This is a genomic window from Acetobacterium paludosum (genome assembly GCF_008086595.1).
Lineage (GTDB): Bacteria > Bacillota > Clostridia > Eubacteriales > Eubacteriaceae > Acetobacterium > Acetobacterium paludosum.
In genome coordinates this window covers 1-13791 of sequence record NZ_RXYA01000017.1, presented here as the reverse complement: position 1 = coordinate 13791, position 13791 = coordinate 1, and the positions used below count along the sequence as shown (strand labels likewise).

Sequence of the window (13791 nt, the reverse complement as noted above, 5' to 3'; positions counted from 1 at the left end):
CAATTACCGTTTCTAAATTAGTTAACAAATTTTAATTAAATATTATTAACTAATTTATCATAATAAAAACGTACTGTCAATAGTACGCTTTTTTGCAATTACTTAAATTATTTCAAATATTCAACCCGAGTTGTGTCACCCATATGGGGACATCCTTCTTCTATGTCACCCAACAAATCCCATGGAAACTTATATTTTCTCTCCATTGCGATATCCACCAAATAATTTTGAATGTTAGATTCATGTCTTCAATCCTTAATTATTTGCCATTGATATTGCCAATTCCTGCTAATTAATGGCCTCAGGACAAAAATTCGGGTTCTTATTACGCAGGGTATTCATATAATCGATATCCAACTCACCCAACTTCTGAAAATAACAGTTTATCCGATGATTTAAGAACAGGTTATTCATCTGAAAACTAATAGATACCGAGAAATCAACGTGTTCATAAAATAACCCCTATAAACCCATCGGGTTTTGCCGCAAACACCTGTTGTTGGATACAGGCAAGCATCCCATTAGTGGTATCCCCGTTAATTCCGCTGTTTTGCATTCGGATCCCGGTCTTCTTTTCTACAATCACATGCCATTTTTCTTTGTGGGCAACATTATACCCAAAAGTCAAACTGTTGCCAAAACAAACAAAATTATACCCCCTATTCACCGACTGTGCAATCGCTTAAAGGTGCAGATTCGGCTGACCGCAAGCAGTTTTCAGCTGCCAAATAAATACCAATAGACAATTTCTACCAATTGTTCTTGATATTCACTTTTATCAGTATCATCCGGTAATTTTGCGACAAATGCGGAAGTACCCTGAACCAGAAAATAAGCCATTCGAGACATCACCAGGGGATTTTCGGTCCGCTGTTTTACATATGGACTTTCATTGCAGAAAGTATAAATTTCATTTAAGATTTTGTCGTAAAATTCGCCTTGAATATCGTTTAATTCCGGATTCGCCATGACAATGCTGTCAAAATCCTGAAACATAACCACATCTTCATAGGCATGATCCATTCCATTTTGGACAAACCTTAAGATCGTGGCTTTGGCAATTTGCGGTTGTTGATCGAGTTTTTTTGCCAGCTCACATAAATCCAAATAACTTCTATTAAGGAAAATAATCATAATCTCCTGAAAAATACTCAATTTATCCGGAAAATAATTATAGAAGCTGCCGGTTGAGACACCGGCCAGTTTGGCAATTTCCTTGGTATTGGTATTGTAATAGCCCTTGGTATTAAACAATTGCTGGGCGGAGTCAAGGATTTTTTTTCGATTGACAATGGTCCGCTCTTGAATTTTTTTATCTTTCTCCATTTTCAACTCCGATCTTCTCTCTAAAAACGTTTGCTATCTAAACATATGTTAAGGATAGTCTGAAACCGTTTTTTTTGCAAGGTCTCAATAAATATTGAACTTTAGTTCATGTTTTTATTGACAATATCTTTTCAGAGTTATATACTCGATTAAAGAAATGAACTAAAGTTCATTTTAGGAGGTAGTATGGAAGCTACAAAACTTTTTAATAAGAATTTCACCCTGATCGGCATCGGACAACTCATCAGCATGTTTGGCAATTCACTACAGCGCTTTGCCTTCTCCTTGTATATTCTCGATCTCACCGGCTCAGCCGCCTTGTTTTCGCTGATTATATCCCTGGCCATCCTGCCTACCATTATTCTGGCACCGATCGGCGGTGCGATTGCCGATCGGATGAGTAAGAAAAGAATTATGGTGGTGCTGGATTTTTGCTGCGCCATGATCATCGGTTTTTTTACCGTCTTTATTTACGGCCATAATAACCAAATCTTGTGGATTGGAATGTTAATCTTCGCCTTGTCCACCGTCAACAGTATTTATGAGCCCACCGTTCGGGCCAGTATTCCCAGTGTTATTCCGAAAGAGCACTACAATGCCGGCAACAGCATGGTCAGCCAGATCAGCGCCCTGACGATGTTGCTGGGACCGATCTCAGCCGGATTTTTATACGGCTTCTTTGGGCTGCAGGTTATTCTCGTTATCAATATGGTCAGTTTTTTTGTGGCCGGCGTCATGGAGTTATTCCTACTGATCCCCTTTAAAAAAACAAAAATGGAAGCCTCACCCATTGTGACTTATATCAGCGATATCAAATCAACCCTAGTATTTCTTTCCCGGGATAAGCCCTTCGTTTTATACCTTCTGTTTATTGCCGCCGGAATCAATCTTTTCATGACTCCACTTTACACGGTTGGCGTTCCCTATGTGGAAAAGATCGTCCTGGGTGTTTCCAACCAGCTCTACGGTACCTCTGAAGCCATATTGGGGATTGGCATGATTGTCGGCGCAATGCTATCGACAACCATTGCCAAGTACAATCCCTTTGAAAAGCTTCATCGACTCTTTGTTTTTATGGGACTCGGCATTCTTGGGATGGGCCTGTGCTTAACTCCCTGGATACTGGGCAGCACAATAACCGCATACGGATTGTTCACCTTTTTCGGATTTATTCTGATGTTTTTTGTCGCCAATGTCAATATCCAATCCTTGACGTTCATTCAGCAGCAGGTTCCCCCGAATTTAATGGGTAAAACCATGGCGCTGACCTCGGCTTTATCCACCGCTTTCATGCCCATTGGGCAGGTTCTGTTCGGCCAGCTCTATGACAAGCTGAGCTCCGGATTAATTGGCATTTATATTTTAGTTATGATTTTGAGCTTGGGCTTTGCAAAAATCATCTATCGTATGAATTACAACCGTCAACAATGTATATAGATTCCAATCGTTCCGCTGCCACGCTTAAACTTAGTCAGCAAAAGCATTTTTCAATGCCACAACTCGTTTTATGACGCTCTGGTGCACGATTTCGCTGTCTTCGGCGATTTCAAAACCATGAATGGTTCCGGTAGTCCGATTCAATTCAACTTGAATCCCGCTTTTTTTTAACGCTTCAGCAAAATTTATCCCTTCATCCCGCAAACAGTCAAATTCGGCGACTTCAATATAGGCATCCGGCAGGTTCTCTAATGAAGTGGCTTCCATGGGGGACGCATATTCTTTGTTTGAATGGAACCCCTGCCTGAGATAGAGCTTCCACATTTTCTGATTCAGTTTGGCGTTCCAGAGCGGGGTATCGGTAAATTCTTTAACTGACTCGGTCATCTGCCGGGCATCAGTGACCGGATAGATGAGCATCTGAAAACAGATTTTCGGCGCAATTCGGTCACGAGCCATCAGGCAGACAGCCGCCGCCAGTGCCCCACCGGCGCTATCGCCACCAATGGCGATTTTATTGGGATCGATGCCGATTCCTGCCGCATTTTGATCAATCCACTTCAAAGCTGCAAAACAATCTTCAACCCCAACCGGGAATGGCTGTTTCGGTGCCAGCCGATAATCAACAAAAACCACTTTGCATGGCGTTCTTAATGCATATTGACAGACTAAATGTTTATGGAATGCTGCTGACTTCAGGACAAACGCCCCGCCATGCAAATAAATAAGACAGGGTAATTCCCCTTCAACAGCCTCCGGTTCATAAATTCTTAATTCAATCGGTTCGTCATGATAACCGGGAATCCTTCTTCTGATCTCACGCACACCTTGATCCGACTTCCTGTTATTGAAACTTTTCTCGATCACTCCATTCATCAACGGTAAAAGTATCGGAACTAAAGGTGTTTTCATATTTTGATATTTTTTAAAATCGCTATGGATATTGTAGTTACTCAATGGTACCTCCCGCTGGTTGTCAAAATTTTGGCTGCTATTGCCATTGTTGATGCTTTATCTCCCCTGGATCTGATTCCTGATTATCGCAATTATTTCAAATATTCAACCCGATTGCGGCCATTTTTCTTGGCCAGATAAAGAGCGGAATCAGCTCTGGATACAATGCTTTCCTGAGATAAATCACCCTGATAAGCGGCAACGCCGATGCTGATGGTTACCCGACCGGCCCGGGTAAATATATTGGCACCAACTAATTTTTGCAACTTTTCTGCCAACCCGACGCCGCCTTCCAGGTCGGTATTCGGCAGGATGATAAGAAATTCTTCACCACCCCAACGACCGACCACATCATCGCTTCTGACATGTTTCTGCAGAATCGCCACCAGTTCCACGAGGACCCGATCCCCCACCTGGTGACCATAGTTATCGTTGACCCGTTTAAAATGATCAATATCCAAAATTAGAATCGAAAAAGGCACCGTTGCAATTTTTGCCAACTTTAATTGTTCATCCATGGTTTCATCCAGCTTCAAGCGGTTGTAACTTTGGGTCAGTTTGTCCGTAACAGACAGCCTTACGATTTCCTCTTCCATGATTTTCCGATCTGAAATATCCCGAGTTACCCCAAGCATTCCGATGAATCTTCCATCTTCGCTGTAAATACCCGAAACGGTTGCTTCTGTCCAAACAGTGGTGCCATTCTTACAGGGCTGTTCCAATTCGCCGCGGAACACTTTAAACGGCAGATTGTTCTGTATCAATCGAATGGCATTTTCCAGGCCTTTCTGCAGATGGATTAATGAACTAGGACAGAGAACTTCTTCCGGTGATTGTGCCAAGACTTCCGCAACTGTATATCCCCGAAGTTTTTCAACGGAAGGGCTAACGTAGGTAAATTTGCCATCCAGACCCATGGTCCAGATGACATCTGCTGCATTATCTGCCAGAAGCCGATGCAGTTCTTCACTTTCCCGAAGTTTTTTCTCAATTGCTTTTAACTCGGTGATGTCCCGGATTACACTTAAAGTATGTGGAGCCCCTTTTATTTTAATGATTCTTGATGAAACGAGACCGGTTATGATTTGATCACTTTTACCATGAAAATTCATCTCAGCATTTTTAATAAAACTATCTTTCTTAAGCCTTTCAATAAATTTTGCGTGTTCACCCAAATCATTGCAGTAATCTGTAATCAAGATCGTTTTGTTCTCTAATTCTTCTTTTGTGAATTTCATGGTTTCCAAAAACGCCTGATTGTAGGCAATCACTGTTCCATCTTCAATGTTAGAAATAATGGTCATGTCCGGAATAGTATCAAAAATCATTTTAAAGTGTTCCTGAATCTCCTTGATTTCATGAATGGAGACTTCTAACTTTTTGGTCATGCTGTTAAAAGAATCCGAAAAATCACCGAGACAATGAACACTCTGGGAAAAATCTCCCGCCGCAATGGCCTTTGTTTTCCAGGTTAAATTTCTGAGGGACGCCTGTAAGGATTTCAGCGAACCCAAAACATAACCTTTCCCATTTATCTGATAGGAAAGATTGCCGTTACCCAGTTCTACCACTGATGCTCTAATGATTTTTATAGTTTTATCCAGCTGTAAAAAGCCCTCATCATTTGCCAAACTGGTTGGAATATCCTGATTTGTTTTGACATCATACAGCTGCGCTTCGAGATAATCCAATAATAATCTGGCCTCATTACTGATCATTTTTCACTTTGGTTCCCTTCATTTTTAGCTTTTGCACTAAACCGACAGGTTCGATCACCGGTACACCAGCAGTCAATTTCTTTAACAATAAATGGTATCCCGGCAAAGCTTTCAAGTAATGCCGAAATAAAGCCTTCATCGTAGGTACAGATTTCATACCCAGTTTCCGGCAGCCCGGAACAGTCAAGGTCTTCCGATATAGTTAGAGTGAGTTCACCTTTTTCCATATCTGCTTCTTCGATTCTTAGAATACCCATCCCCAGTTCTTTTAAGACATCTTGAAGCTGATTGATAAAAGCATTAAGATTGTCCGTTTTTTCTAACATATGGAGATAGAATTCTTTTCCCGCCAATTGTCCCGCATCATAAAATATTTCATTTGTTTTTTCCCAGCCAACATGTTTTTCAATGATGTCTCTAAAGGTAAATTGCATTAAACGATATATTTCAACCCGAGTTGTGTTACCCATATTGGGTCGTCCTGCTTCAATATCACCCAATAAATCCCAGGAAAACTCATATTTTTTCTCCATCACAATATCCTCCAAATAATTTTAATGGTTAGGCGCAACCGGGCAGCGCAGCGTACAGCATTTTCGCAATTGCCTATCCAATATGTAGTTATATTTTTCTTTTTTTATATGTTCGCTTTGAATTTGCTACGTAATATTTTATCCTGTCATGTTCTTAAAGTAAAGAAAAAAACCTGACAGAAATGTTTAAAGGCCTGCTTGAGGGCTGTTTCCTTGAAATTATTACCGCTGGCGAAACCTATGGCTATAAAATCACACGACGTTTAAATACACTCGGTTTCGCTGATGTTGTGGATGGAACAGTTTATACCATTTTGGCGCGACTTGAGAAGAAAAACTTCGTCGATATTGAAAAAAAAACGTCCGCTAGCTGATTATTAAGTGGCCTGGGAACAAATTAAAGCCATTCTCTGGCCGCACTCAGATTTAACTGGTCGCAACCTGATGCCAATTCTTAACGATGTACTGGCGTCTATCGAACATTTAAGCAATTAGATGTAAAAGACTTAATTACTTCTGATCTGTTTTTGCCGCCAACATTGACGTTGCGGAGCAAAGCAATATATTTATTCATTTCTTTCCTCGTTTTATTTATCGACTGATTGGATGATGGACGATCGTTTTCATCTTTTCCGGTACAACTTTGTGGGGATCGTTCAAATAAGAGAAGGTGCCCTGAGTTTCAAACGTGCCGTCGCCATGGTTTATTCATAACTTTTGGACGCTGCTTTTGTGGTGCACCCCGACAATACCATCAGCATCAATGCCAGACTGAGTCCCAATACCAGCACTTTTCTGCAGTAAAAAAAAGCCATTGTTTTAACGAATGCCGATTTTTCCGACGTCATGCATCGGGGCGGCAATTTTCAGCAACGTGGTATCTTCCTTGTTTAATCCATATTTGAGCCCAATAAGATAGGAATATTCAGCCACTCGAACGACATGTTTTGCGGCCTCTTTGGATCGGGTTTCAATGATCTGACCGAGGGTATAAATGACTTCTTTCTGAGTCTCTATGATTTCTTCATTGGCCTTCAGCAGCCGTTGCTCAGCGTGTTTGATATCCGTAATGTCCTGAATGACGCCGATGATGCCGGCGGGTTCTCCCGTCAGATCGGTGAACAGGGCCTTATTGAAAATAACATCCTTTTTTTTTCCGGACACGGTCCTCACATGAAACTCATAGACCTGTTTTTCCTTCTTCTCAAGGAGTTCCAAATCGGTTTGATGATAAACACAAGCCTGTTCATCCGTAAAAATATCAAACGCAGTTTTGCCAATATACTCAGAGGGACAGAGTCCGCTTGCTTCATCAAACGCTTTATTGCCGCCGAGGTAGCGCAAATCCTTATCCTTATAAAAAATTGGCGAAGGCACGGCATTCAACAAGGCATTTTGAAAGTTCATCACATTATAAAGTTCATCCATGGTTTCATGAATCTTGATGTTGGTGAAGCTGAGCTGAGAGACGTAACTCGCCATTCCGGCATAGAAATTCATGGCCGTTTCAACCTGAAGATGAGTAAATCGCGGCACCTGGGACAATGCGTCCAGATAAGCTTCTTCATCAAAACCGAAAGACCTTGCCTGTTCCCGGAAGTAGTCGTAATCGATGGGCTCATCCTGGTAAAAAAATTGTCCTAAATAAATATGACCCATCCGCTGATTTCCGACATAAATCGGGGTCGCAATATCCCACAGATTATTTTTGCATTTGTACTGTCGGTATTCCCCCACGGCAATGCCTCTGGTAATTTCATAGTCGCTTTCTAAACAGTTCTTGCAGGCGGCCGGATTGACTCTATGAAAATTGACGCAGATATCCTGCCAGCCCTCTTTCACGATGATAGTTCCATTCATATCGATAATCCCAACCGGAATTCCCGTCAATTTATAGAAATAATCCATGATATTCTGGAATAAAGCGGAGTCCATTACTTCCCCAAGGCTGAAGTTGATGGGTGCTGTCGGGTTTTCCAGTAACAGATGTCTGGAATTCCCATAAAAACTTTTCACTTCCTCGGGTGCGCCCAAATTAATATGTAGCAACGCCAACTCCTGGGAATCCACATAGACAGCACTCACGTCGATATTGATCAAACGGTTTGCTTTGTTTGAAAAATAGGTCTTGAACTCGAATTATTTGTCTTTTTTAATCTTCTCAAAATAGGCCAAAAATTGGGTTAAAGTCAATCCGAAATTCAAATCAAGAATACAAACACCGGTTAATTGTTCAATGTCTTTCTCTAGTAAATCGGCACAGGAAGCACTAGCTCCAAGTACAAGGCCATCAGCATTTACAAGCATAATCTTGTCATTAATCGTTGTTTGATCCATGGCGTCTCCTTCTCCTCAATACAAAATATAACGTTATTTTTCGCACTGCACGTTCAAACATAAACCAGCCCTTCAAAAACAGCAACGCGTCTGATCTTTTTATACCCGTTTTCCGCTGTCTATCGCATATTCGGACTGAGATATTTTTCCGTCAGTTCCTTTTGCCTTAATTTCAATAATATAGCTACACTATTCTACCGTAAAAAAACCTGGAAGCTTGATACTTCCAGGTTTAAGATATGACAATTTCCTGCAAATCAATTAATACTTATCCATCTCATCATCATCCAGGATGATGTCAATTCGAGGTGACGGGGCTTTCGCCTGCTTTGGTGCCGGCTGTTTGGCAGCGGGTTTCATGCTGCTTCCCGTGTTTTTTCCTTTGAGCCGGAAGGCCCCAACCATGTGTTTGAGGATTTCCGCCTGTCCGGAGAGTTCCTCGCTGGCAGCGGCGCTTTCCTCGGCGGTGGCAGAATTGGTCTGCACCACCTGGGAAACCTGTTCAATCCCCTGATTGATCTGGGCAATTTCAGAGGCCTGATCGTTGGATGCCAAGGCAATATTCCCTACCAAACCGGTCACTTTTCCAATTTCATCCAGAATTTCTTTGAGGCTTTCGGCTGTCTGGCCGGCTATTTTTGTTCCAGCTTCCGCTTTGGCAATGGAGCCTTCAATCATCGCTGTCGTTTCTTTGGCTGCCTCGGCGCTTCGGGCTGCCAGGGTGCGGACTTCTTCAGCGACAACCGCAAAACCTTTGCCATGCTGACCAGCCCGGGCTGCTTCCACGGCCGCATTAAGAGCCAGAATATTAGTCTGGAAGGCAATATCATCAATGACCTTGATGATTTTTGAAATATTACCGGATGCCTCATTAATGTCAATCATGGCGGTTACCATCTGAGCCATTTGAGCATTGCCCACTTCCGCATTTTTGCGGACATCCATGGCCAGTTCGTTAGCAGCATTAGCATTTTTAGCGTTTTGTTTGGTTTCCCCTGCCACTTCTTCAATGGATGCCGTCAGTTCCTGAATGGAACTGGCCTGTTCCGTGGTTCCCTGAGCAAGTGCCTGTCCACCGTCAGAAATCTGGATGGCACCGGCTTCCACCTGACCGGCCGATTCATTGATGTCCGACATGGTGGTGCTGAGATTGGCGGTGATTTCATTGAGTGCTATCTTAATGGCCTGGAAGTCGCCCATATAATAAGTGGTGATTTCCTGATCCAGGTTGCCCTGTCCCATTTCATTAAGTGTCTGTGTGATTTCATCCACATAGCGTTTGAGGAAGGCGGCGGTCTGGTTCATATCCTCTTTGATCTGGGTATAATCGCCGTTGTAATTCCCCACCATACCGGTGCTGAGATTACCCTGAGCCAGTTCTTTCAGCGTTGCCGAAGCTTCCTGGATCGGTGCGACGACCGCGTCCAGGGTGGCATTGACGCCGTCCACAATCTTGGCAAAGTCTCCTTGATGGCGACTGGTATCCGCTCTGGTATCCAGTTGCCCTTCAATACCGGCCTGGGCCAGCATGGTGGCATCACTGATCAGGTTGTCAACCGAGTCCTTCACCGCAGATAGACTGTTGCGGATTTCAGAAAACTCGGCACTGACTTCAGTGGTATATTCATCCGCCTCACCGATCATCAGATCGAAATCCAGATTTCCTTCCGACAGCTGAATCAGATTATTGGCCAGTCGGGTTACTTCATTTTTTGTGTAATCGCTCACCCGAATCATCGGCGTCAGATCCGTCACAATTTCCACAAAGCCGACATTTTCACCTTTGGCATTTTTCAGATAGGCTGTGTCCTGCTTATTGCTCAGGCCGCACCATTCAAAGTAGGTTTCACCGATGCCCTGATCAACCAGGCGTTTGATGCCGCAGTTTTCGCTCTTGCAAATAGTTGCACCGGCATTGCAGCAATCCATGCCGACGGCAGATGTTCGATTTTTGATGACACTATTTTTTACCATCAGAGCTTCAAAGGCCTTATTCATAAATGCCCATTTCATGTCATTATCGGTAACGTGCAACGGAAATGGCACGGAGTCAATAATGGCCTCATACCAGACCATCTTATCCACCACGGTATCGAGGGTGGCGTTAATCCCATTAACAATTTCTTTAAATCCACCGTTAAAGGCATCCGCATCGCCCCGGTCCTGCCACTCACCGGCCAGTGCCGCATCAGAAAGCATGGTGGTTTCGGCAATTAAGCGCCGAATGGTTTCTACGGTTTGTTTTAAGACCGGGGTCACTTCATTCGTCGGATCCACCACTTCAATGTCAGATGAAACATCGCCGTCAGAAATATTTCTCATCAAACCGATAATTCCATATTCCAACGTATCTGCCAATTGATTGAGTGACTGGGTCATTTCGCCCACCTCATCCTTGGATGTAATTTCCAGACGTTCGCTCAGATGCCCGGCATTGATTTCTTTGATCATCGCGTCGGCCGAAACCACGGGCTTGGCGATGCGTTTTGAAATGATATAAGAGATGACGCCGCCGACTAGCAGAATGATCAGTGCAAATATGATGATGGTATTGCGCAGCTGCATAATCGGGGCCAGCATGACTGTTTTGGATTCGGTAATGACCAGAGTCCAGTCGGTTTCCGGGATCGGTGCCACATAGGCCACTTTGGTATCGTTATTGTATTGATAATCCAGAGTGGCAACATCATTTGAACCCAGTTTTTTGAAGCTAGCGCCAAATCCGTTGGGACCATCTTTTTCGATATTTTCAAAGACATTGGTCTGACTCAGGACAATCTCTTCACTGGGATGCGCCATCATTTCGCCGTTGGCATTGATCACGTAGCCGTATTTAATTTCACCATCACCCAGTGTATTGGTGATCGCGCTCAAGAAATTGGCATTTCGTCTTCCTAGGAGGACACCCACCACCTGATTGTCTTTTTTGATGGGTACCACTTCAAAAACTGCGGGTTGTTTGGTTGTCTGACTGATGGCAACGTCCGAAACACAACCATTTCCCTTCAGCGCTTCCTGATACCAGACTTCATTGGGTACATCAAAGGCACCACCGCTGAGGACATACTGCCCATGCCCATTGGTGCCGATCACCGCCATATCCTCATACCCCAGCCGTTGCACATCTACGGAAATAGAAGCCATCTGGATGGCAAAATCCATGCCGGTGGTTCGATCCCGGAGGGCCACTTCGTTGAGCTTATCCAGATTGCCTGTGATGACAGCTCCGACGTGGTTGGCTGATTCCTCCACATATTCCAGCGCATCAGCTTTTGTTGACTGATCAATAATGGCAGCCCCGCTATTGACCATGAGACTCCCCATGGCGATGATCGCAGCTGCCAGCGTCAGCACCGTTAAAAGGATGAGCTTTGTGGTTAAATGCATTTTTATGGTAAACGACTCGCCTCCATTCTGATTTTTTTGTAAATCATTTCTTTCCGCTTTCATTTCTTTGATTCCTTTCGTTTTTTTCGGATGCAGTACCATGATTTTTTTGTTTTCCCTTGTAATGTTTACTCTTTATGTCCCCGAAATTTAAACCAACTTAATTTGAGCTTGTTTCTATCTAAGAAGAAGAGAAATTTATCAGGATTTATTCACATTTAATCTTGTAAGCCGCAATCCTAAAGATTATACTATAATCAACTCAACAACTTCTCAACAAGTATAGAGCAATTCAATGATATATGGAGGTAGTCACAATGCAAAATAAACTGACAAATCATTCGACAATTGATTTTAAAATACTGGTAGAAAAACTCAATGAATGCGTTTGGGTCTACGATCTAAACACAAAGAAATTTTTGTATATCAGCCCGTCCATTTACCAGTTAAGAGGTTTAACCGTGGAAGAGGCCATGCAGGAAAAACTGGAAGATTGTTTGACCCCCGAATCTCTGCAGAAACTGAAAAACGGGTTCCTTCGCCGTTATCAGCGGTTTCTGGACGGTGACCGCAGTGACAACATTGTTTATAATCTCAGCGAATTTCAACAATACTGTAAAGATGGTTCCATTAAATATATTGAAATATCGACACGCCTGGAAATAGATGAGACTACCAATCACATTCTGGGTATTGGTGTATCCAGAGACATCAATAAACGAAAACTACATGAGAAAAAACTGGTTGAAACCATTCGAAATCAGTATAAAATCATAAACAAGAAAAAATCGCCAAGGAAATCAGAACCCGAACTTTATGTATATTTATTTGGAAAATACAGGGTATTGACCAGTCTCAAGGAAAAACCCATAAAATGGCGAACCACTAAAACTGAAGAACTGTTTGCATTTTTACTGCAGAATGAAAACCAGTTCATTTCAAAAGACGAACTGTTGGAAGCCCTATGGCCGGATGTGGAGCTGGAGAAAGCCACAAGATATCTTCACACCACCATCTATAATCTCAAAAATAATTTAAAAACTGCTAATATCACCTTCAACCTGGAAGTCATCAATGGCTTATATTTTTATGAAAAGCATCGTTTTTATTCTGATCTCGGTGAATTTAAAAATTTGATAAATACTGCTGTGAATCCCTATGATGAGGTTGATGCAGCGTCAGCCCGAAACATCGAACGGGCGATATTGTTATATGAAGGGGATCTTCTGGCCGAAAATGATTATCCCTGGGCGGCATCCCAGTCCACCTTTTACCGACACCAGTTTGAAAAGTATGTATTTGCGCTGGCCAGACATTATTTTTTCAAACGGGATTACCTGTCAACAAAACGCGTCTTATACAAACTGATTGAAATGGATAATCTTAACGAAAGATTTCATGAACTCCTGTTAAATGTCTTTCGTTTTGATGATGATTATGTTTCTTTTACCCGGCATTATGAAGATTTGAAGGCTCTGCTCCTAAAAGAACTGGACCAACCGCCCAATGCTTCAATCCAGGCATTGTATCAACAGTACCGGGATGATGCAGAAGCCAGTATTATAAATGAAAGGGCCCATTTTTAATAGATTCAGGCAGGAATCGATTCGAGAATGATTTTTAGCATATCCAAATCAAAATTATACTTATTTGCAATAACATCATCTAAAACACTAGTTTTCACAGTACCCCACTTCCTTTCCAGAATTATTTTTGCCAGGTTTTGCGAAACGATTGTGCGCTTCGCAATGACCGTTAGCTGTATTGACTAGCTAATCAGTAGAAAATTTCTCTTGCAATTTCATCTGCTGATAGCGGTTTAAAATAGTAATAGCCCTGGATTTCATCACAGTTTTCATCGCGAAGAAATGCCATCTGCTCAGCGGTTTCAACGCCTTCGGCAATAATCTTGAGACCCAGCCGTTTGGCCAGATAGATCATCACCGAAATGATGGATTCATCTCTGGTGTTAACGCCAATGCCTTTGATGAACTGCATATCGATTTTGAGGCGATCCACCGGCAGGTCCTTAATCCGGCTGAGCGATGAAAACTCGGTGCCGAAATCGTCAATACTGATGGACACTCCCATGTCTTTTA

The 13791-nt window shown here is 42.7% G+C and carries 11 protein-coding genes and 2 pseudogenes; 4 read left to right on the top strand and 9 right to left on the bottom strand.

Annotation, left to right across the window (positions count from 1 at the left end; translation table 11 throughout):
• Positions 1 to 448: 448 nt before the first annotated feature.
• Both FZC41_RS15530 and FZC41_RS15525 read right to left on the bottom strand, forming a co-directional pair.
• The gene (locus tag FZC41_RS15530; RefSeq protein ID WP_148568367.1) at positions 449 to 667 is read right to left on the bottom strand and encodes an SGNH/GDSL hydrolase family protein; all 219 of its coding nucleotides are present in this window, start codon (positions 665 to 667) and stop codon (positions 449 to 451) included.
• A gap of 50 nt (positions 668 to 717) precedes the next feature.
• On the bottom strand, positions 718 to 1326 hold the full coding sequence (locus tag FZC41_RS15525; protein WP_148568366.1) for a TetR/AcrR family transcriptional regulator: 609 nt from the start codon (positions 1324 to 1326) through the stop codon (positions 718 to 720).
• Positions 1327 to 1512: 186 nt separating this feature from the next.
• Between FZC41_RS15525 and FZC41_RS15520 the strand changes: the two genes are divergently transcribed.
• Positions 1513 to 2763, top strand: a complete 1251-nt coding sequence (locus FZC41_RS15520; RefSeq protein ID WP_148568365.1) for an MFS transporter — start codon at positions 1513 to 1515, stop codon at positions 2761 to 2763.
• 30 nt (positions 2764 to 2793) lie between these two features.
• Here FZC41_RS15520 and FZC41_RS15515 read toward each other — a convergent pair whose 3' ends face one another.
• From FZC41_RS15515 to FZC41_RS15505, 3 genes are all read right to left on the bottom strand, one after another.
• Positions 2794 to 3720, bottom strand: a complete 927-nt coding sequence (locus FZC41_RS15515) for an alpha/beta hydrolase (protein ID WP_243136746.1) — start codon at positions 3718 to 3720, stop codon at positions 2794 to 2796.
• Between the two features lie 89 nt (positions 3721 to 3809).
• Positions 3810 to 5435, bottom strand: coding sequence for a sensor domain-containing diguanylate cyclase (locus FZC41_RS15510; protein ID WP_148568364.1), 1626 nt, complete (start codon positions 5433 to 5435; stop codon positions 3810 to 3812).
• Positions 5432 to 5968 (bottom strand): V4R domain-containing protein, encoded by a 537-nt coding sequence (locus FZC41_RS15505; protein ID WP_148568363.1) that lies wholly within the window; start codon positions 5966 to 5968, stop codon positions 5432 to 5434. The genes FZC41_RS15510 and FZC41_RS15505 overlap by 4 nt, the downstream gene beginning before the upstream one ends.
• Positions 5969 to 6150: 182 nt before the next feature.
• On the opposite strand from FZC41_RS15505, the pseudogene FZC41_RS15500 reads away from it, so the two are divergent.
• Both FZC41_RS15500 and FZC41_RS17945 read left to right on the top strand, forming a co-directional pair.
• Positions 6151 to 6333, top strand: a pseudogene (locus FZC41_RS15500) (PadR family transcriptional regulator); the annotation flags it as partial.
• Positions 6334 to 6352: 19 nt separating this feature from the next.
• Positions 6353 to 6448, top strand: a pseudogene (locus FZC41_RS17945) (DUF1048 domain-containing protein); the annotation flags it as partial.
• 339 nt (positions 6449 to 6787) lie between these two features.
• Here FZC41_RS17945 and FZC41_RS15495 read toward each other — a convergent pair.
• The 3 genes from FZC41_RS15495 to FZC41_RS15485 form a co-directional block, all read right to left on the bottom strand.
• Positions 6788 to 8017, bottom strand: coding sequence for a PocR ligand-binding domain-containing protein (locus tag FZC41_RS15495; protein WP_148568361.1), 1230 nt, complete (start codon positions 8015 to 8017; stop codon positions 6788 to 6790).
• Positions 8018 to 8107: 90 nt separating this feature from the next.
• On the bottom strand, positions 8108 to 8305 hold the full coding sequence (locus tag FZC41_RS15490; RefSeq protein WP_148568360.1) for a hypothetical protein: 198 nt from the start codon (positions 8303 to 8305) through the stop codon (positions 8108 to 8110).
• Between the two features lie 261 nt (positions 8306 to 8566).
• Positions 8567 to 11755 carry a methyl-accepting chemotaxis protein gene (locus FZC41_RS15485; protein WP_148568359.1) on the bottom strand — a complete coding sequence of 1063 codons (3189 nt, stop codon included), beginning with the start codon at positions 11753 to 11755 and terminating at the stop codon, positions 8567 to 8569.
• 254 nt (positions 11756 to 12009) lie between these two features.
• Here FZC41_RS15485 and FZC41_RS15480 point away from each other — a divergent pair, with 254 nt between their 5' ends.
• A complete protein-coding gene (locus FZC41_RS15480; RefSeq protein ID WP_170254017.1) occupies positions 12010 to 13278 on the top strand; it encodes a BTAD domain-containing putative transcriptional regulator in 1269 nt (422 codons plus the stop codon).
• Positions 13279 to 13468: 190 nt separating this feature from the next.
• On the opposite strand, the gene FZC41_RS15475 is transcribed toward FZC41_RS15480, so the two are convergent.
• On the bottom strand, positions 13469 to 13791 hold a 323-nt coding region (locus tag FZC41_RS15475; RefSeq protein WP_148568357.1), incomplete at its 5' end, for an EAL domain-containing protein.